Source organism: Phycisphaerales bacterium AB-hyl4, from assembly GCA_041821185.1.
GTDB classification, from domain to species: Bacteria; Planctomycetota; Phycisphaerae; order Phycisphaerales; family Phycisphaeraceae; genus Natronomicrosphaera; species Natronomicrosphaera hydrolytica.
Genome location: JBGUBD010000002.1, coordinates 73310 through 93364, shown reverse-complemented (window position 1 = coordinate 93364; position 20055 = coordinate 73310). Strand labels below are relative to the sequence as shown.

21 protein-coding genes are annotated in these 20055 nt (G+C 62.9%); 12 read left to right on the top strand and 9 right to left on the bottom strand.

Annotated features, from left to right (window positions below; genetic code table 11):
* Positions 1–92 precede the first annotated feature (92 nt).
* Complete coding sequence (locus ACERK3_02880) at positions 93–1061, bottom strand: DUF502 domain-containing protein (GenBank protein ID MFA9477233.1); 969 nt, start codon at positions 1059–1061, stop codon at positions 93–95.
* A gap of 270 nt (positions 1062–1331) precedes the next feature.
* Between ACERK3_02880 and ACERK3_02875 the strand changes: the two genes are divergently transcribed.
* A complete protein-coding gene (locus tag ACERK3_02875) occupies positions 1332–1745 on the top strand; it encodes a hypothetical protein (protein ID MFA9477232.1) in 414 nt (137 codons plus the stop codon).
* Positions 1746–1911: 166 nt separating this feature from the next.
* Here ACERK3_02875 and kdsA read toward each other — a convergent pair whose 3' ends face one another.
* Both kdsA and ACERK3_02865 read right to left on the bottom strand, forming a co-directional pair.
* Positions 1912–2766, bottom strand: a complete 855-nt coding sequence (gene kdsA, locus ACERK3_02870) for a 3-deoxy-8-phosphooctulonate synthase (GenBank protein MFA9477231.1) — start codon at positions 2764–2766, stop codon at positions 1912–1914.
* A 121-nt stretch (positions 2767–2887) separates the two neighbouring features.
* Positions 2888–3493 carry a hypothetical protein gene (locus tag ACERK3_02865; GenBank protein MFA9477230.1) on the bottom strand — a complete coding sequence of 202 codons (606 nt, stop codon included), beginning with the start codon at positions 3491–3493 and terminating at the stop codon, positions 2888–2890.
* A 252-nt stretch (positions 3494–3745) separates the two neighbouring features.
* Between ACERK3_02865 and scpB the strand changes: the two genes are divergently transcribed.
* The 3 genes from scpB to ACERK3_02850 all read left to right on the top strand — a co-directional run bounded on the left by scpB (position 3746) and on the right by ACERK3_02850 (position 6296).
* A complete protein-coding gene (scpB, locus tag ACERK3_02860) occupies positions 3746–4390 on the top strand; it encodes an SMC-Scp complex subunit ScpB (GenBank protein ID MFA9477229.1) in 645 nt (214 codons plus the stop codon).
* Positions 4391–4432: 42 nt separating this feature from the next.
* Positions 4433–4936 (top strand): hypothetical protein, encoded by a 504-nt coding sequence (locus ACERK3_02855; GenBank protein ID MFA9477228.1) that lies wholly within the window; start codon positions 4433–4435, stop codon positions 4934–4936.
* A gap of 64 nt (positions 4937–5000) precedes the next feature.
* Positions 5001–6296 carry a DUF58 domain-containing protein gene (locus tag ACERK3_02850; protein ID MFA9477227.1) on the top strand — a complete coding sequence of 432 codons (1296 nt, stop codon included), beginning with the start codon at positions 5001–5003 and terminating at the stop codon, positions 6294–6296.
* A 39-nt stretch (positions 6297–6335) separates the two neighbouring features.
* Here ACERK3_02850 and ACERK3_02845 read toward each other — a convergent pair whose 3' ends face one another.
* From ACERK3_02845 to rsfS, 5 genes are all read right to left on the bottom strand, one after another.
* Entirely contained in the window at positions 6336–7331 is a 996-nt protein-coding gene (locus tag ACERK3_02845; GenBank protein ID MFA9477226.1) for a hypothetical protein, read from the bottom strand.
* Positions 7332–7453: 122 nt separating this feature from the next.
* On the bottom strand, positions 7454–7663 hold the full coding sequence (locus ACERK3_02840) for an entericidin A/B family lipoprotein (GenBank protein ID MFA9477225.1): 210 nt from the start codon (positions 7661–7663) through the stop codon (positions 7454–7456).
* A 435-nt stretch (positions 7664–8098) separates the two neighbouring features.
* Positions 8099–8281 (bottom strand): DUF1328 domain-containing protein, encoded by a 183-nt coding sequence (locus ACERK3_02835; protein MFA9477224.1) that lies wholly within the window; start codon positions 8279–8281, stop codon positions 8099–8101.
* A 169-nt stretch (positions 8282–8450) separates the two neighbouring features.
* A complete protein-coding gene (locus ACERK3_02830; protein MFA9477223.1) occupies positions 8451–8621 on the bottom strand; it encodes an entericidin A/B family lipoprotein in 171 nt (56 codons plus the stop codon).
* 164 nt (positions 8622–8785) lie between these two features.
* A complete protein-coding gene (gene rsfS, locus ACERK3_02825) occupies positions 8786–9199 on the bottom strand; it encodes a ribosome silencing factor (protein MFA9477222.1) in 414 nt (137 codons plus the stop codon).
* Between the two features lie 441 nt (positions 9200–9640).
* Here rsfS and ACERK3_02820 point away from each other — a divergent pair, with 441 nt between their 5' ends.
* The gene (locus ACERK3_02820) at positions 9641–10240 is read left to right on the top strand and encodes a ClpP family protease (GenBank protein MFA9477221.1); all 600 of its coding nucleotides are present in this window, start codon (positions 9641–9643) and stop codon (positions 10238–10240) included.
* A gap of 76 nt (positions 10241–10316) precedes the next feature.
* The gene (locus tag ACERK3_02815; GenBank protein MFA9477220.1) at positions 10317–10577 is read left to right on the top strand and encodes a hypothetical protein; all 261 of its coding nucleotides are present in this window, start codon (positions 10317–10319) and stop codon (positions 10575–10577) included.
* A gap of 87 nt (positions 10578–10664) precedes the next feature.
* Here the strand turns inward: ACERK3_02815 and ACERK3_02810 are convergent, their stop codons facing one another.
* On the bottom strand, positions 10665–11519 hold the full coding sequence (locus ACERK3_02810) for a PEP-CTERM sorting domain-containing protein (protein ID MFA9477219.1): 855 nt from the start codon (positions 11517–11519) through the stop codon (positions 10665–10667).
* A 535-nt stretch (positions 11520–12054) separates the two neighbouring features.
* On the opposite strand from ACERK3_02810, the gene ACERK3_02805 reads away from it, so the two are divergent.
* The 6 genes from ACERK3_02805 (at position 12055) to nusA (ending at position 19956) form a co-directional block, all read left to right on the top strand.
* Positions 12055–13239: an FtsW/RodA/SpoVE family cell cycle protein gene (locus ACERK3_02805; GenBank protein ID MFA9477218.1), complete on the top strand. Its 1185-nt coding sequence runs from the start codon at positions 12055–12057 to the stop codon at positions 13237–13239.
* Between the two features lie 21 nt (positions 13240–13260).
* Entirely contained in the window at positions 13261–14430 is a 1170-nt protein-coding gene (locus ACERK3_02800) for a glycosyltransferase (GenBank protein MFA9477217.1), read from the top strand.
* Between the two features lie 76 nt (positions 14431–14506).
* Positions 14507–15409 carry a polyprenyl synthetase family protein gene (locus ACERK3_02795; protein ID MFA9477216.1) on the top strand — a complete coding sequence of 301 codons (903 nt, stop codon included), beginning with the start codon at positions 14507–14509 and terminating at the stop codon, positions 15407–15409.
* Between the two features lie 172 nt (positions 15410–15581).
* On the top strand, positions 15582–17525 hold the full coding sequence (gene dxs, locus ACERK3_02790; protein ID MFA9477215.1) for a 1-deoxy-D-xylulose-5-phosphate synthase: 1944 nt from the start codon (positions 15582–15584) through the stop codon (positions 17523–17525).
* 43 nt (positions 17526–17568) lie between these two features.
* Entirely contained in the window at positions 17569–17703 is a 135-nt protein-coding gene (locus tag ACERK3_02785) for a hypothetical protein (GenBank protein MFA9477214.1), read from the top strand.
* A 555-nt stretch (positions 17704–18258) separates the two neighbouring features.
* Positions 18259–19956, top strand: a complete 1698-nt coding sequence (gene nusA, locus ACERK3_02780; protein ID MFA9477213.1) for a transcription termination factor NusA — start codon at positions 18259–18261, stop codon at positions 19954–19956.
* Positions 19957–20055: the final 99 nt, after the last annotated feature.

Here is a 20055-nt window from a genome sequence, read left to right as displayed (position 1 = left end):
GGCTAGGGGTCAATCATCAACCCATGCCACCCTTTTACGAATCGGCCACAGTGAGCCGATTCATGAACTTCCGTCCCCCGACCGATTCGAGCCTATGGCGTACGGCCCTGCGGCTTATCCACAACCGCATCCTGCGCCTCGCCGTCGCCTGATGCAGCCTGAGCCTTGCCGGATTTACGCCCGGCCTTCTGCTGCGGCGAAGGCAAACTGGACGAAGCTTCACCTTCCACCTGACCGGCCTCCGACCGCACGATCATCTGGTTCGGTGGAATCAGGACGCCGCCGCTCACCGCGAACTTCATCGCGTCCTCTACTGTAATCGGCAATTCTACCGTATCACTCTTGGGCACGGTGATGACATAACCGGTAAACGGTGTCGGCGAACTGGGAATGAACACCGTCATGCAGTCCGCGCCCGCCACGGCCTGGATCGCGCTCATCGTGTCCCCGGTCACCAACCCCACGCTCCAGAGCCCCTTACGCGGATACTCCACAGCCACAACACGGTTGAACGTCACCTTCTCGCGGTCCTGGCCAACGAAAAAGTCGGTCACCTGCTTCACCGCCGGGTACACCCGTCCCACCAGCGGGACCTGGTTCACCATCGCCTCGCCCCGCGCGTACAGTCGTCGACCGATGTACGAGCCCAGCAGCAGGCCCGCCATGTAAATCAGCACGATTGCGATAATCAGCCCGATCAGGTCCATCGGAAACGCGTAGCTGCGCCACCACCGGTCAAGCTGAACCCGCCGGGCATCACGGTGTAGCCAGGCCTCCGGATTACGCGCCGAGTCGTACGCCTGCCGAAGGTCGCGATCGGCACGCACGTCCGCCCGGTGCTCCTCGATCTGCGTCTCCGACACCGCCGGCCAGGGCGTCACATGGACGATGACTTCCTGCACCCCCGAATTGATCGGCGCAGCGATACGGTTCTGCACGAACTGGTACGCCGCCAGCAGAATCCAGATCGTCAACACGGACGGCAACAGGATGGCCAGCCCTCGGAAAAAGAACTGGCGAAAGTTGCTCGGTGGTGGGTGCGACTTATGAGAACCTTCCATGAACGAAACCCGGCCCTTATCTCGCTTGCTTCAGCTTCACAGACCCCATCCAGATTATTGTACGGCAAGCGGCTCGCCGGACAGAAGCGTCACCCCCACATACGCCCTCCAACCCGCTTAGGATCGGCAGACCCGCAGCATAAAGGCCACCATGACACCGGTCAAAGCACCAGACCGTCGCCGTTCAGCCGCACGCAGCCCGCTCTGGCTCGGCCGGGGGCAATGTCCTACCATGTTCATCTTCGTACGCTGGCACTTCTGGAGCCCCCCATGCCAGACGGTTTATCCGACGCCCTTCGACAAATGGCCACCGGCGAACACGCCCCGCCGCAACGCCCCCCCAGCAAGCCAGCAGTTGAACCTCGCGCCGAGGCATCGCTACCACACGCCCCGCCCAAAGCCTCGTCGGCTACCGCGCCGCAACGGCCCAAGCCGAGTCGACCAGTCGGCAGCCGGGCGGCTCGGCTCATCGCGGCGGCGCTACTGGCGGCGATGGGCCTGATCATGGCGGGCATGGGCGTCTGGGCGACGATGATCCTGCTCGACTACTCGGTGTGGCGTAGCGATCAGCCCGGCGCCAGCAGCGTCGCGACAGGCCTGCTGGTCACTTATCCCATCGCCATCTGCATGCTGGCCGCGGCCGGCATGCTGACCCGCCGTGCACTAAAGGCTGATCCACCGTAATTCAACAACACGGCTTAGCACTTGCAACATTTAGCCGCGGTGCTTGCACCGCGCTCTTCGACTCTACGGCCCGAACGCGCGGGCCAAGGCCCGCGGCTAAATGGTTGCGGAATCGAAGCCGCGTTGCCGTGTTACCGCCCCCTCCTCCATTACCCCAGCAAGCCCATCATGCCGAGCCGCCGATACGGATCGACCCCATCGCGTGATGCAGCCGATTAAGCTCTTCCAGCAGCATGAGCGTGCGGTCGAGCGGCAGCATGGTCGCCGCGTCCGACCTGGCACTCGCCGGTTCCGGGTGTGTTTCAATGAACAGGGCATGCACCCCCGCTGCCACGGCGCAGCGGGCCAGCAGCGGCGCACACTCCGGCCGACCGCCCGAACTCGTCCCCGCCCCGCCGGGCTGCTGTGTGGAGTGAGTCACATCAAAGCAGACGGGTTGGCCGAGGCCCATCATGTCGCCAAGGCCGACGAAGTCGTTGACCAGGCGGTTGTAGCCGAAGAACGTGCCGCGTTCGGTGAGCATGATGCCCTTGGCTTTCGCTTCCGTAAGCTTGCGGACGACGTTGCCCATTTCCTGCGGGCTGAGGAATTGGCCTTTCTTGACGTTGACCACTCTGCCGGTTTCCGCCGCGGCGACAAGCAGGTCGGTCTGCCTGCAAAGAAAGGCGGGGATCTGTAGCAAGTCCACCACCGTCGCGGTGGATCGGCACTGTTGCGATTCGTGCACGTCGGTCGTCACGGGCACGCCTAGTTCGTCCTTCACATCTTCCAGCAGTCGTAGGCCTTCGTCGATGCCCGGCCCACGGTCGGATGCGATGGAACTGCGGTTGGCCTTGTCGAAGCTGGCTTTGAAGATGTAGCCGAGCCCGAGTTGCTGGCAGCGGTCGCGCAGCGCGTGGCCGATCGTCAGGCAGAGGTCGCGCGACTCGGCAACGCAGGGGCCAGCGATAATCGTCAACGGCTGATCCGGGCCCACGGGCACGGGGCCGACGTGAAGCGTCTTGGTGGTCTGAGTAGTCATTGCCAAGATGTTACGCCCTTCGCGGCCACTGTGCGACGCGGCCCGATGGGTGCATGAAAACGGCGGCTGACATGACATCAGCCGCCGTCGTTTTAAATTTCAAAAAGTGTGAGTCGCGGGATCACACCGGCTCGGTCTGCCCGGCGAATCGGCGGCGGATCGCGCCGCCAGCGCCAAGCATGCCAAACAACGCCATGCCGCCCCACACCGCTGCGGGCAAGGGGATGATGGTCGGATCTTCTGGAATGTCGTTGGACTGAACGAAGAACTCGACATCGCCCAATATCGCGAATTCATTGCCTTCACCGAAAACCCCGAAACCTTCACCGAACCCGAAACGGATAGACGAATCGACGATCACACCGTAACCCATGTCAATCAATTCCCCATCACTGGAGAAAAAAAGATCTGGAGGAAAATCTGCGTACGAGTGATCCGTCTCATCGTATGTCGTGCCGAAGAAGTCAAAGCTCAGGGAGTTGAAACCCTGGCCGAGTGCAAGCCGCTCCCAGTCCTCACCACCGACGAGATACGAAGCGTCATACTGCAACGTGCCATGGAACTGGTCACCGATCGAGATCGAATATTCGTGGTCTTCAGGCCAACCGATGCTGCGATCAATGGTGGCGGTGAAGTCCACATTATAAACCGTCGAGGCGCTGGCCGAGGTTGCGAGAAGTCCGGCCAAAAGGGGCGCGCTGAGCGCACGATAAAACATGTTGTTCACGAAAGCATCCTCCGATGATGTCTGTTACGAGTCCCCGTGCAACACCGCATTGCCAGCCAAACGTGTGTGCCCAGCCTCCCACCAATGCGATATGTATCGACTATCCCGAGTGTACGGGATGGAGTATATGGGCACAATGGTGGCTTTCGATTTTCTGCGGTCGGCGATATGCAATTTTAAGTAACTTCGGAGCAAGGGCAGTGACAAGCAGCGCACCACGCCATCATCGCGGTCCGGTGTTACAATGCCCTTATGAGCGAGGTTGAACACGCAGATCAACAGGTCGATCAACCCAATGACGCCGCGCCACCGGCCGAGCCCGAGGCGGCGCCGAAGGCAAAGCCCCCCGCCCCCGAGCCGACGTTGACCGACGAGCAGCTCGAAGCACTGCCGTCGCGCGTCGAGGCGGCGCTGCTCACCGCGGACCGGGCCATGACCGCCGCCAAGCTCGGCGAAGCGCTCGAAGCCCCCGCCAAGGCGATCAACGACGCCATCGCAAAACTCAACGAGGTCTACGAACAGACCGGCCGCAGCTTTCGTATCGAGCAGGTCGCCGGCGGCTGGCAGATCATGACCCTGCCGGAGTTCGCCGACGTGCTCGCCAACCTGCACCGCAAGCGCAACGAGTCGAAGCTCAGCCCCGCCGCGATCGAAACGCTGGCGATTATCGCCTACAAGCAGCCGATCCTTCGCGCGGAGATCGAGTCGATCCGCGGCGTCGCGGCGGGCGAAGTGCTGCGAAGCCTGATGGACCGGCACCTGATCAAGATCGTCGGCCGCGCGGACGAAATCGGTCGGCCAATCCTCTACGGCACGACCAAACAGTTTCTCGAAGTGTTCGGCCTCGCCACGCTGAAAGACCTGCCCAAGGTCGAAGAGCTTCAACCCAAAAGCTGATTCACTCAGTCACACAACACAAAGCAACATGGAGCTAGCCGGATGCACACACGACACCGCGAGGGGCTGAGCCAACTGTGGCAAAGGACCTCTGGTGCTTTGCTCCTGACATGCTGCGCCCTGCTGGCAACGGGCTGTTCGAGCTATCAGCTTCAAGGCAAGGTGATCGAAGGCCCGAGTTCAGGCATTTACATCGTCTCCGCGGACGACCCGCGACTGAACGAGCCCGGCGTGCCCCAGGCGCGCATCGCCCTGACACTCGACCCGGAGCGCCTTTCAGCGAAAAGCATCGGCAGCGGCGCAAGCGACTCGGACGGATGGTTCAACGTGCCCGTCGACGAGTTCGGCGCTGGCTTTCTCGAACATGACGTCGAGGTGCTCGCCCGGCAGCAGGGCTTCACGCCGGCGTACCAGACGATCCGCCTCCCGCGATCCAGCCGACGCCTGCTGATCGTGCTCGCGGAAGGCACGGACCGCGTGAGCCCGCGCCGCGGCGACGTGATCGATGAGACATTGAGGCTCGGCGAACCCTATATGGGAAGGTGAGGCGGAGTTCAGGGGTCAGGTGGTCAGATTGCCGACTACCTCATGACACCTGGCATCTGAAGCAATGGCCATCGGTGCAACACTCAACGCGAAGCGGCGACGCAGCCGGATCCACCTCGGCTCCGGCGGGCTGATCTATCTGATCGTTTCCGGTGTCATCATCGCCGCGGCGATCTACACGCAAGCCAACCTGCTGTTCTGGGCCTTCGGGCTGATGACCGGCGGACTGGTCGTCTCCGCCCTGCTGAGCTGGCAGATGCTGCGGAACATCCGCGTACAGCGTCTGCTTCCGTCGCACGGTGTCGCGGGCGATCCGCTGATCATCCGCTACCACCTGACCAACCGCTCCTGGCTGCCGGTGTTCAGCCTGACGATTATGGAAACGTGGGGCCGGGGCTGGCGAGCTTGGAAGCGCACCGGGCCGATCGCAATGTCGCCGCCGCTGCTCAAGGCCCGGCCGTTCGGCTGGGTGCTGCACATCGGCCCCAACCAGACCATCCAGGCGGAGGCGCCCTGCTGGCCCTTGCGCCGCGGCGAGTTGAAGTTCGAGCAGATGATCCTGGCCACCGGCTTCCCGTTTGGCATCCTCTACAAGGTCGTCACCTTCGAGCAGCAGACTGAGACGCTGATCTACCCCCACCTTTATCGCGTCAATCGGCGGATGGTCTATTCGCTCGCCCACCACGACCCCTCCGGCCGAAAGCAACGCGAACGCGGCGGCGGCACGGAAGACTTCTTCGGCCTGCGAGCCTACCGCCCCGGCGACAGCCTCAAGATGGTTGACTGGAAACGCTCCGCCCGCACGGGCGTGCTCGTCTCGCGCGAGATGACCCAACCCAGTCCGCCGCGCATGATGATCCTGCTCGACCTCCAACGCGATGCCGAAACCACCGCTCCCGGCAACAGCAACGGCAACAGCCAACCCGGCTCAGCTCCCGACCACGCTGACCGCCACACACGCCTTGAACGGGCCGTCTGCCTCACCGCCTCGCTCGTCTGCGAAGCGCACTTCCACGGCTACCAGGTCGGCCTCGCCGCGCGCGGCGCGACCTGCCCAAGCTTCCCCATGCACCACAGCCTCCCCCACCGCACGCGCATGCTCGAAGCGCTCGCCCGCCTCAACACCACACCCGCCGACGCATCCCGCGCTGAAACGCCTGGCTCGGCGGTCAACCCCTCCGTCGTCGTCCACCTCGGCAAAGGCGAACGCGTCATCAACGATCAGCAAGGCGGCGGCACGATTCTCCTCGGTGCCACCGACATCGACCAGTTCGTCCGCGCTTTCGATGGCAGCGGCGATACGCTGCTGACCGCCAACACCCGTCAGCTCTCAAGACGCGAAGAACTCGAAGCCGACTGATCCCACACGCGCCCCTCCGCCCATCCGCCCACCACCGCCTCATTGCGAAGGTTGGCGAACGGAACTTACGTCGGATTCGGGCACATCAACCGGCTCAACCTCGTCTGCAAGCAACTCGCGCATGCGTTCGTATGCCGGCTTGGCCTCGCCCGCGTGCGTCAGCAGGCCCAGGTGGTACTCGTTTTCGTCAACGTGAAACCCCTCGATCGCGTGCCGTTGCGGGTCAAGATCAAACAGGCAATACCAGTACACCCGCTCGGCCGGGGCTTGCGCGGCAAGCGTGAGACGACGTACTTGCAGATCGAACCGGCTCGGCCGTTCGCGGCGGACGTCCCATGTCGCCAGCCCCGTTTCGCTGATCCACACCGGACGACCGTTGGCCACACTGGCAATCTGCTCAATCTTGTGCGCCCAGCCCTGCCAATGCGTGAACCAGTCCCAGTTCGGGTGGTCCGGCCACCACATGTCGGGGAAGCCGTGGATCGCGATCACGTCCACGTCGTCCAGCGCCGCGTGACTGTCCAGCAGTTGCAGCCAACTCGCGTCCACCGGCATCATGCCGCCGAGCACGGTCTTCCTGCCACGCTGCTTCGCGGCTTTCGCGCCGCCGGCCACCATCTCGCCGAACTTTTCCCAGTTCGGGTCGAATCGCTCGAAGTCCCACTTCAGCAGGTTGTTCGGCTCGTTCCAAAGCTCCACCGCCTCGAAGCCGTCAGGCCAGGTGTCAATCAACTGCCCGATGAAATCGCCATAGTCCGCCAGTCGCCTCGGCGGGCTCGCACACGTGCCCCCTTCCGCAATCGACGGCGGCGTATGCCAGACCGACAACAGCACCTTCAACCCAGCCTCCGCAAGCGTGTTCATCTGCCAGTCGTACCACGCTTCCCCCTCCGGCCGATGAAAGTCGGCCCACGACACGCCCGTGCGAAGATGCGTCAATCCCAACGCCCGCATTGTCGCCACCGTCCGGTGCACCGCCTCTCGGTCCTGGTAGTGAAACCACTGGCACACCCCGAGCTTGTCCTGCATGCTCATGGCAAGGCCTCCGACACGTTGGGCGTAATCAAGGCAAAGCGTCCCGAAGCAGCCGCACCGCTTCGGGACGTCAACTCATCCTGCACAAGCAGGCCCGATCAGCCTGCATTTACGATCGCGCATTACCATTGGTCAGGCGGACCGGGGTCCGCGCGATCCGCGCCTTCCTGTATGCCTTCACCCGCCGCCTCAATGTCGCGGCCAACACCTTCGGTCGTCTCACAGCCGGTGACGCCGACCAGCATTGAAAAGCTGAGCACTCCCGCCGCGAGCACTGTCAATGTGCGCGAAAGCCAGATCGTCAATTTGTTTGTCTCGATCAAATGTCGCATTTGAGTTCCTTTGCCAGATTGTGATAGAGATCGCGTCCTACGTCTCATGTCGGCGGGCTTCGTGTCACGCCCGCCGGCCGTCGCGCTACACACGCAGGCAACCGTAGGGGCACGCCATGCCCGACACCAACTCAATGATGTGAAATGAGGCCCCCAATCAATCGAGGTGGCTGCCCCCACGCGGACTGGAATATCCCCCAGAACAACGCGTCTAACTGAGGCACAAGCCCACCTCCGCGCAAAAAAAATGCCGCCGGGACATAAATGTCCAAGCGGCAAGCTGACAAGTCCTCCCCTACTACCCCCCTCCTTACTTGTCAGTAAGCTCTCTCCCTCAGCTCCATCTCCCTCCGAGCACGGTCGGCCGAATATCAACGGCCATATTCACTCAATCTCCCAAATCAACCGTCGGTGATTACACGGTCGAAACACCGCTTAAACTGGCAATGGAGCAGCGCCGAGCAGACCGGCGACCAGCATGACCAGGAAAATCACGATGAAGACGAAAAACAGAATTCGGGCAATATCCGCAGCCGCGGATGAGATCCCGCCAAACCCGAACACTGCAGCGACAATCGCCACCACCAGAAATACCAATGCCCAACCAAGAAGCCCCATCAGACACCCTCCCGTTCCGCCTCTGACAAGCTCTTCTCGGCATTGACGGCTAAATGTTCGTTGAAACAAAATGGCGCGCGCCCCGCCCTGCAAGGAGGACGCGCGCCACAATCACATCCGCCGTGGCCAACCCCCTCGGGCCAGCCACGCACGCCGCGCAGCGACCCCGTCAGTTCGCCGCGTCCTGAATGCCTTCACCGGCCGCCTCAATGTCTTGGCCAGCGCCTTCCGTCGTGTTGCAGCCGGTCAGCGACACGCCGCCGATGCCGAATGCCGCAACCAGTGCCAGGCTCAACAGCCCGCGTCGACCGAATGATTTGCAAAGTTTGTACCAGTTCATCTGATGCTCCTTTCATACGAGGTTGGTGGTGACTTGCAGCGTCATCCACCGTTCTACCCCGATATACGCGAGGCCAGATGAACTGGATGGTGGAACTTCAACTTCGCGGCAGCGCAACATGCTGAGCCCGATGCCTGCATCAGGAAAATCCCGGCCAGCGCCGCTCAACCACGATGCCAGGACACGCGTGGCGCATCGCCCCAGAGCATTTCCATGTCGTAGTGCGCCCGCGTCGCCGGCTCGAAGAGGTGCACCATCAAATCGACATAATCCAACGCCAGCCAGGTGCTCGCCGCGTCCCGGTCCGACCCGTAGCGGACAAAGCCATGCTCGCGGGCAAGTTCGTTGACGTGGCCGGCCAGCGATTTGATCTGCCGATCGCTCGTGCCTGAGGCGATGATGATGTAGTTTGCCAGATCGCTCAAACCGCGCACGTCAAAGATGACCACATCCTCGCAGTGCGAGTCGGCCAAGAGGCGGGCGGTCTCGATGGCAAAGTCCCGGCTGGCCTGCACGTCGTGCGTACTGGACGCAACGGCCGGCTCCAGCCCCGATCGATAAGAAAGGTGCTCGGTCATGTTCTGCGCGCTGCCAGACTCCAGTGAAGGTCTACCGTTCTTCATTCCCCCCGTGACGACATGTATTGTAGGCAATCGCCCCATGTTGGGGGAGTAGGGTCGTGGTTTCTGGTTTCTGGTTAGTGATTGTCCTGCCAACGAGATCCGGCCCTTCGCTCGCGGACTCGCTCAGGGCTCGGCTTCCCCAACCAGAAACGAGAAACCCTAAACCAGAAACCACAAACCCACCCCCCCAACTATCCATCTCTCGCGCGCACAGTTATCATGTGGGCCGACCTGAACCTTGTAGATCACGATCTGAGCACGCACGACATGACATACCGCCACATGAGCACCAAATCCACCCCCCACAGCCTCTCTGACCTGCCGCCCATGCCAGGCGCAACAGGCATGCCGATGTTTCAGCAGCCCACCGGCTCGCTCGACCCGATGTCGATGGCGATGGCAGCGCCACCCATCGGCCGATACCGCGAGATGACCATTGACGAGCTGCTGCTGGAAAATCGCGTCATCTTCCTCGTCGGCGAGATCAACCACGCCTCCGCCACCGGCATCATCATGCGGCTGCTCTATCTGCAGAACCAAAAAAAGGGCGTCGACATCAACCTCTACATCAACTCGCCCGGCGGGGCCGTTGACGACACCCTCGCGATCTACGACACCATGCAGTTCCTCGACTGCGAAGTCGCCACCTACTGCATCGGCAAAGCCATGTCCGGCGGAGCCGTCGTCCTCGCCGCCGGCGCGAAGGGCAAACGCTACAGCCTCCCCCACGCCAAGGTCATGATCCACCAGCCCTACGGCGGGGTCTACGGCCAAACCTCCGACGTCCAGATCCAAGCCGAGGAAATCCTCAAAACCAAAGACGAACTCAACGGCATCCTCGCACGACACACCGGCCAGACCAAAGAACAGATCGAAGAAGATTCCGAACGCGACAAGTTCTTCTCCGCACAGGAAGCCAAGGCCTACGGCCTCGTCGACGACGTCATCGAAAAATCACAACCCAACGTCTCCGGCGAAGACAACAAGCCCGAATAAACATCGCAAGCTCGATCAACCCAACCACACCGAAGCCCACGGCGTCACGCCGTGGGCTTCCGCCATTCATAACCCAATGCCGCCGCCCACCCCCAAACCCGCGACCACCTGGCCCGCCTACGCCCTCGGCGCGGTGCTCGGTTGTATCATCGGCCTACTCGCTGCGGAACTGAGTTTCGCCATCACCAGCCGCGTCACCGGCCGCGGCTGGGCCGACGCGGCCTGGTGGCAGTATGGCATCGCCGGCGTGATGTTCCTCATCGCGGCAATGCTCGTCATGCTCTGGCTCGGCAGGCGGGTGAGGTCGGCAACCAACCAACGCCGACCTCGCGACTGATGACCACTGCCCACTTCAAACAAAAAAACAGGACCGGCGCGATAACGCCAGTCCCGTGGTAATTAAGCGTGATGTCGCAATGAGCAATCAGGCATTCGCACGTCGACGGCGAAGCACCAAGGCGAGCCCACCCATGCCCAGCAGCGCAAGGCTGGCAGGTTCCGGGACGACCGAAGAAAAGTTATCCCAATAGATGTCGTAGCTCACACCCGAGCTGAAGTCGGCGTGGGTGTTGTAACCCTGGAGGATAATGTTGCCGAAATAGTCGGCATCACCAGCTGTGACCGCGACCTCGAGATCACCGACGGTGTAAATAATCTGCCCACCTGCGAGGGTCATTTCGAGCGTATGCCATGTATCGTAAGCGAAGCCGGTGGGCAGACCCATATCTGCCCAACCGCTTTGGGAATCCCACACGCGAAAACGCGGCGAAGGTGAGCCGGCGTTGGTCGGGTCGTCGGTTGTAGACTCGTACCCCGCTGTGCCCGAGTTGAACTCGATGATCGGGTAGGACGCAACGTCACCCGAGTTGTCGAACATTGTGCCCCAGAAGCCGGCCATACGACGGTCGGTCGAGGCCCAGTCGTCCGGCACGTACAAGTCGATGGACACCGAGAAGGTGCCAGGCGTGAGGTCATACTTACGCCCCTGCGTGTTGCGGAAGCCATTGGCGTCGGCGTCGCCGGCGCCAATTGACTGCTTCAGCACGTTTTCGCCATTGAACTGCACGACTTCAAAGCCCGCCGGAGCAGCACGGTCGGTGTACCACACCCCAGGTGCCTGATTACTACTGGTAACCACTGGATCATCGAACGTAATGTTCACGTCGGCATGAACCTGCGATGTTGCGACCATTGCCGAACCCATTGCCAGCGCCGAAATCAAAGTAGCCTTCTGCATTTCTCTTCCTTTCCTCAAAATGAGGATTACCGATTGCTTCACAACCGGCGTGGTTTGCCCCGTTGTTTACAACGGGCGCAAAGATAGCCTGCTCGGCGAACACCGTGTTCACCGGGTACAAAGACTTTGGATCAAGTCATACAAACGCGATCAAACCAACACGCACGCCGCTGCGATTCGCCATGATGGACATAAAGCCTGATCCGGCTGCCAGCCAAGCCGCTGACTTGGCCAGAGACAAACGAACAGCCCACCGCGACGGGTTGATCACCCGACGGAAAAGCTACGGCGTGGTGTATTTGCCTCCCAGAAACCTCCTCCAAACAAGCCGCAAGCACGGCTTGCCCCGGGCCCCTCCCCCTCAAAAAAAGTCACAAGCATGTCCAATGTAAGGCGAGAGCCACCATTACACACTTGCGACTATATCACTTGAGGGCATGAACGCAAGCTTTGTTCAGGCATTTCCCCCGAACGTGCATCCGGAATTTCTCCGGCCGTCCACCCCCAACGCGAGGCCATCTTTGCCAGGGCAAAAACTATTACACAAACACCCAGTGCACTGACCGATAAATCCTCCATGCTACGCCCTGCGCACATTGTCCAGCTTGCTGTCGTCGCCCTGCTGGGGATCGGGGTGGTCATGGTGCACTCGGCGAGCCTGCACGTCGGCCGACAGCCGGTCACGGAGCAAGGGCTGCTGGGCATGTTCATGACGCGGCACACCCTCTACGCCGGCATCGCCATCGCGGTGATGCTGCTGGCCAGCCGTATCAACGTCCGCGAGTTGTTCCGGCATCACGGCTGGACGAACCCGCTGTGGCTTATCGTGCTGGTCGCGCTCGGACTGACCGCCGCGACGCTGATTCCGGGCGTGGGCGTGTCGGTCAAGGGGGCCAGTCGTTGGCTGCACCTCGGGCCGACCTCGTGGGGACTGACGTTTCAGCCGTCGGAGTTGATCAAGTGGACCATCGTGCTGGCGATCGCGTGGTGGTGCGCGCGTCGGCGGGGGGTGATGCATCGGTTCTGGCATGGCCTGCTGCCGGCGCTGCTGCTGATTGCGGTGGCGTGTGCGCTGGTGGTCATCGAAGACTGGGGGACGGCGGCGCTGATTGGCGTGGTGGCAATCTGCCTGCTGATCGCTGGGGGCGCGAAGCTGTGGCACATGGCGATGATGGCTCCGCCGGCGATCATCGCAGCGGTCGCGATGATTATCCACAGCCCCTACCGCGTCACACGGCTGACCACCTTCCTCGACCCCTGGCAGGACCCGGCAGGCGCGGGCTATCACTCGATCCAGTCGATGCTGGCGATCGCTCAAGGCGGGCTGACCGGCCGAGGGCTAGGGAATGGCATTCAAAAGTTCGGCTATCTGCCGGAAGATACGACCGACTTCATCTTCGCTGTGATCTGCGAAGAGCTGGGCCTCGCCGGCGCCGGGCTGGTGGTGGCGTTGTACCTGGTGATCCTGTGGGTCGGCCTAGGCATCGTGAAGGACTGCCGCGACACGTTCGCCCGGCTGGTGGGGCTCGGAGCGTTGCTGATCGTCGGGTTGCAGGCAGCGTTGAATATCGCGGTGGTGACGGTGGTCGTGCCGACGAAGGGCATCGCCCTGCCGCTGGTCAGTGCCGGCGGAACGGGGTGGATTCTCACCGCCTTCGGGCTCGGGCTCGTCGCGGCACTGGACAATGCGAACTACGAGCAGCAGGCGCACGATGAATTTGACGCGTTGGAACTGACGCCGGTGGAAGTCGAGCCGGGCTGACGAGGATGAGATGGGCCGCACATGACGGATCAATTGACGGTGTTGTTGGCCGGCGGAGGCACGGGCGGACATATCTTTCCCAATGCTGCGGTGCTGGAGCGGCTGCGCGAAGCGGACGCGGGGGAACCGGAGAAATCGAGGGTGACGGGGCATTTCATCTTGTCGCGACGGCCGCTGGACGGGCAGATCGCAGACGGACTTGGTGTTGAATGGACGTCAATTGTAGCGGAGCCGTTCGGCCTGCGGCCGAGGGTGTTGTGGCGGTTTTTGAGCGGGTTCGGCGAGGCAAAGCGGCAGGTGCGGGGGGTGATTGCCAGAAATGGGGGCAATCCGGGGCTTCGCGGTGCTCAGCCCTCGGCTTTGGGGCGGACTGTGATGGTCGCGACGGGCGGGTTCGTATCGGGGCCGGCGGTGCGGGCGGCGAAAGCCTGTAGCGTGCCGGTGGCGCTGGTGAATCTCGATGCGGTGCCGGGCCGGGCGAACGCGTGGCTGGCCGGGCAGGTGGACAAGGTGTTCAGCGTGTATGAGCATGCGTCGCTGCGGGGGGCGGAGCGTGTCGGGCTGCCCTTGCGACGCACTGCCGTGCGCGGCGATGTTGAGCCCGAGCAGGCGAGATGCGAGCTTTCGTTGCTTCCCGATCGGCGGACGCTGCTGGTCACAGCCGGCTCGCAGGGAGCGGTGAGCATCAACCGGGCGATGATGGCATTGTGCGAGCATGACGCGGTGCGAAGCGCTCTTCGCGAGCGGTGGCAGGTGATGCACCTGGCCGGCGAGTCGATGCGCGACGAGGTGGCGAAGGCGTACGCTGCGGCGGGGATCGAGGCGAATGTGTTGGCGTTCTGCGACACGATGGGCCTGGCGTGGCGGTCGGCTGACCTGGCGATCACGCGGGCCGGGGCCGGCTCGGTCGCGGAAGCGTGGGCCAATCGCGTGCCCAGCGTTTTTCTGCCTTATCCGTATCACAAGGATGAGCATCAGCGGCTGAACGCCCAGCCGATGGTCGACACCGGCGGGGCCGTGCTGCTGCGAGACCGGGTCGAACCTACAGCGAACGTGAGCGAATTAGCCCCCCTGCTCGGGCCGATGCTGACGGCGGACGATCGGCTAATGGAGATGCGAGCCGCGCTGGATCGCGACCCGCCTGGCGACGGTGCACAGGCCGTGGCGGACTGGGTGCTGGGGCAGGCGTAAAATTGTAGTCGCGGGTCGGTGCTTCTATACTTTTCGGGTTTGGTCGGTGGGCTCGATTTTGGGGACGAGGGCGGCGATGAGCAACGGCGAAACGCAAGTGCACCAATTTGATTTGGCGAAACTGACCTCCCCGGCCGGCGCTGTCGAGGACTGGGCGCGCACATTCCTCCAGCAGCGGGCGATGCCGACCAACCTCAAGTCGGCCATCGAGTATGCCTTCTTCGGCCCCGGCAAACGCTTGCGCCCCGTGCTGGTGGTGCGCTGCTGCGAAGCGGTGGGCGGCGACGAGCGGGCGGCGCTGCCCGCAGCCGCGGCGATCGAATTGATCCACTGTTTCAGCCTGGTGCACGACGACCTGCCTGCGATGGATGATGACGACCTCCGCCGCGGCCGACCGACGCTGCACAAGCACACGAATGAGGCGATGGCGATCCTCGCCGGCGACGCGATGACCTCGCTGGCGTTTGAAGCGATCGCCTCGGGCATTGACGACGCGGCCCTTAGCCGAGCCGTTGCCCGCGAGTTGTCGACGGCCACGACGGACATGATCTCCGGCCAGATCTACGACACGCTGCCCGCCTTCGACGCCGACACGCCCCCTGCCAGGCGCCTGGAGTTGATTCACCGCCACAAGACCGGCGCTCTGTTGCGGTGCGCCTGCCGGATGGGGGGGCGTTGTGGCGGCGCGTCGGCCGAGCAGTTGAACAACCTTACGCACTACGCCGAGTCGGTCGGCCTGATGTTCCAGATCATCGACGATCTGCTGGACGTCACGCAATCGACCGAGCAGTTGGGCAAGACCGCCAACAAGGACGCCGACCAGGGCAAGCTCACCTACCCCGGCGTCATGGGCATCGATGCCAGCCGGGCCGAGGTCGCCCGCCTGCGTGACGCGGCGCACGCGGCTTTGGCCGACCTTGGCGCGTCGGCCGAGCCGTTACGCGAGTTATGCGATTACATGGCGGTGCGTGAGAAATAACGCCCCACACCAGCCTTGCGAGGATGATGATGGGACGCTCGGCCCGAACCGTCTACAATGACGCCAGCCGATGCACCTCCAACGGGTGACCCTGAGGGGCCAACTCACCCGTGCATGGAAGCGATCAGACCAAAGGTTCCGTCAGACCGCGGAACGAAGGGAAAGGCCACGAATGTCGTATGAACTGCTGAGCACAATCCGAGGCCCGCGAGACCTCAAGCAATTGCCGCGCGAAAAACTGCCCACACTGGCGCAGGAAATTCGCAACGCCATCTGCGACCAGGTCTCCAAGACCGGCGGCCACCTCGCGCCAAACCTCGGGGTCGTCGAGCTGACCATCGCAATGCACTACGTCTTCGACTTCTCGCAAGACCGCCTGCTGTTCGACGTCGGCCACCAGTGCTACCCGCACAAGCTGCTCACCGGTCGGCTGGGCCTGCTGGGCAAGCTCCGCCAGCGCGACGGCATGGCCGGCTTCCCCGAGCCGCGCGAAAGCGACTTCGACCTGTTCAGCGTCGGGCACGCTGGCACGGCCATTTCCACGGCCGTGGGCATGGCGCGCGGCGATCAACTCGTCGGCGAGTACACCCCCGACCACGGCCGACGCGTGGTCTCGCTCATCGGCGACTCGTCAATCGTCAACGGCGTCGCCATGGAAGGGCTCAACAACGCCGGCACACTCAAACGGCAGTTCCTCGTCGTGCTCAACGACAACGGCATGAGCATCAACGAACCGCAAGGGGCCGTCGCCGGCTACTTCGATCGCTTCCGTGCCAGCCAGACCTACAAGGAATTCAAGACCACCGCCCATCGCGTGCTCAAGCATCTGCCCGGCGGCGAAACGCTCGAAGAAATCTATCACCGCATGGGCGAGATGACCAAAGCCGCCCTCGCCCGCGAGCACATGTTCGAGCACTTCGGCCTGCTGTGTGTCGGGCCCGTCGACGGCCACGACCTGCCTTCGCTCATCGACATGTTTGAGGAAATCAAAGACCTCGACCGCCCCATGCTGCTGCATGTGAAGACGATCAAAGGCAAGGGCTTTGACTTCTCCACCGGCGACCCGACTACGTTCCACTCGCCTAAGCCGTTCAAGATCGACGGCTGCCGGGTTGAGGTGCAAAAAGGCGGGCGGGCGTTCACCAGCGCGTACGCAGACCTGATGACCGAGGTGATGACAAAGGACGAGAAGGTCACCGCCGTCACCGCCGGCATGCCCGACGGCACGGGTGTGGTGAAGCTGATGCAGCAGTTTCCCGACCGCGCGTTTGACGTGGGCATTGCCGAGTCGCACGCGGTGGACATGTGTGCGGGCATGGCCAAGAGCGGCATGAAGCCGTTCGCGACAATTTACTCCACGTTCCTCCAGCGAGCGTTCGACCAGGTGTTTCAGGAAGTCGCGTTGCAGAAGCTGCCCGTGCGGTTCTGCCTCGACCGGGCCGGGCTGGTCGGCGGCGACGGTGCGGTGCATCACGGCTTTGCCGACATCAACTTTTTGCGCGTGTTCCCCGGCATGGTGCTCACCGCCGCGATGGACGAGCCGACGCTTGCCGCAGCGCTGGAATTCATGCGAACCCATGACGTCGGCCCCAGCGCGTTGCGCTACCCGCGTGACAGCGTGCCCACGCCGATTCAGCCCGACACGCCGGCGTTCGAACTAGGCAAAGCCAACCGCCTCGCGGAAGGCAGCGACCTGGCGATCCTCGCCTATGGCTTCCCGGCGAACCACGCCCTCGCCGCCCGCGAAGAGTTGGCCGAGCAGGGCTACTCCGTGGCGGTGTACGACGCTCGCTTCGCCAAGCCGGTCGACATCGACCTGGTCGGCAAGCTCATCAAGGCGGGCGTGCCGATCCTCACGGTGGAAGACCATTCCGTCGTCGGCGGCTTCGGCACGTGTGTATTGGAAGCCTGTCACGAAGTCGGCCTGGACACGCGCGGCGTGCATCGACTGGGCCTGCCTGACGACTGGATCTACCAGGGCGGCCGCGGCGAACAACTCGCCGAGGCGGGCATCGACGCCACCGGCATCGCCCGTCGCGTACGCGAACTGCTCGACGAAAAGGCCGGCACGCCCACCGGCAACAGCAAGGCGACGGTCGGCGCTGTGCGTCGGTAACACCCTTGCCTGAGATTGCCTGTGAAGCGGGAGTGTATTGATCATGACCTTCTTCGAATGGCTATGCCTCGGCTTTTCACTGCTGTTTCTCGTGGCAATGCTCGTCGCGCTGGTCGGGTATGTCGTTCGCCTGTTCCGCGAGGCTCGGCCGCACGAGCGCAAGCGGACCGGCCGGTGACGCGGCCCGGCCGCGGCCGGTCCCCTCGATTCCGGAGGAATTACCCGACTGCTCGGTGCCCTTCCACCTTCAACCCTTGACAGCAGCGGGTTAACAACTAGACTTAAACGTCTCTTCATCGGGCATAGGGTCCGATGATGTAGCCTGAGGCGAAATCGGATGAGCCAGGAACGCGGACAGCTTGGTATGGGGATTGCAACACCGTGATGGGCGCTAACACGACCCATCTTGGTGAGGCCACCCTCACGCCGGTGCTTACCGATCGGCAGCGATGCCGAAAGGAGGCTGCGGCAATGCAATAGCCGCCCCGTGCCATCCGATATGGCTGGGAAGCCATCGGCCAAGTGCCGATACCCCTGCTTCCCGAGCCGCTGCCCAGGCCACGAGCGTAACCGGCTCGTGGTTTTTTGCGTTTTAAGGGGCCAGGCACCGACGTGTGGTACGCGGTTCGCCATGTGTTCCGGCCCAAGGGCTGACGTTTGCCGCTCGCCGACGTCGACGGAAAAGTGAATAGGTTGCTCAGCAACCAGGACAACCAAATAAGCAGGTAGAAACATGATTAACGGCCAGGAAATGATGCGGCTGATCGACGCGATCTCCCGCGACCGCAACGTTGAAAAAGAGGTGCTGTTCCGCGATATCGAGCAGGCCATGGTGTCCGCCGCGCGTAAGCATTTCAACGCGATCGATACCGAAGAATTTCACGCCGAACTGGATCGCATGACCGGGGCCATCAAGATCTGGCGCGGCGACGAGGAAATCTCGCTCGAATCGCTCGGCCGTATCCCCGCACAAACCGCCAAGCAGGTCATGATCCAGCGCTTCCGCGAGGACGAGCGCAGCAGCATCTACAACGAATTCGTCGACCGCGTCGGCGAACTGGTGACCGGGATGGCTCAGCGTTACGAAGGCGGCGCGCTGGTCGTCAGCATCGGCCGGGCCGAGGGCTTCATGCCCCGCAGCGAGCAGATCCCCAGTGAGCAGCATCAGCCGGGCGAGCGTGTGCGTTGCCTCATCCTCGATGTACGTGAGGCGGGCAATCAGGTAAAAATCGTGCTCTCGCGAGCGGCGCCGGACTTCATCCGCCGACTGTTTGAGGTGGAAGTACCCGAGGTTGCCGAGCGGATCATCGAGATCAAGGCGATGGCACGCGAGGCGGGGCATCGAACGAAGATCGCTGTCAGCTCGATCGACTCGAAGGTCGATGCGGTGGGCGCGTGCGTTGGCGTGCGTGGTAGCCGAATCAAGAACATCGTCGACGAGTTGGGTGGCGAGAAGATCGACATCGTTCGCTGGAACGAGTCGTCGCAGATCTTGATTCAGAACGCGTTGAAGCCGGCCGAGGTGGTGGAGATTTCGCTCTGCTTCGAGCTTGGCCGAGCGACGGTGGTGGTGAATGAAGACCAGTTGAGCCTGGCGATCGGCAAGCGTGGTCAGAACGTGCGTCTGGCGGCGCGGCTGACGCAGTGGGACGTGGATATTCTCACGCCGGCCGAGTACACGAAGGGCCTGGACACGCTGGAAGAGACGCTCAAGGGCGTCGAAGGCGTGACGGAAGAGCACATCGACCGCCTGGCCGCGCTTGGCGTGATCAGTGTGTTCGACATCGAAGAGGTTGGCCCGACGTACCTGATCGAGACGTTCAACGTCGACGAAGCAACCGCCCAGCGCATGATCGAAACCGCGGGCGAGAAGGCGAAGGTTGTCGCCGAGCAACAGCAGAAGGACAAGGAAGAGGCCGAGCGTCGCAAGCGCGAGGGCGAGCAGGCATTGGCCGGCCGACCTGGCGAGCAGCAGGCGGCGGCGATCCTGGGCGAGATACTGCCCTCGGCGCCGGAAGGCGGCTCGGGTGGCGGTGCCGAAGGCGGCGATATGGGTTCGAGCATTGTGGATATGCTCGAACAGCGTCAGGAAGACGCCGACGCCGTGCCGCCGGGTGGGGAAGAGCCCACCGCCACGGACCAGGCCGACGTCGACGCGACCGCGTCTGAAACGCGTGATGAAGCGCTGGCGCAGGATCCGGCGGCCGGCGATGAGCAAGAGCCTTCGAACGGCGAAGTCGGCCCTGTCGGCGAAGGCGCCGAGCCCGAAGGCAGCGACCCGAACGAAGTGGAAATCACCAAGGCCCGTCAGCAAGGCGAGCCCGGCGAAGCACTGGCCGACGAAACGCCGTCGGACGCGGGTACGCTGGGTGAGTCGGCTCCGGGTGAAGAATCACCACAGGATCAGGCAGAAGTGGATAAGCGTTCGTAACGCGACGTTCACCATAGATTCAGCGTCGGCCTGTCATGATGGACAGCCGACCCGCCCCTCGCACGCGTTGTGCGGGTGAGACGGTAGTGTTCAGCGGCG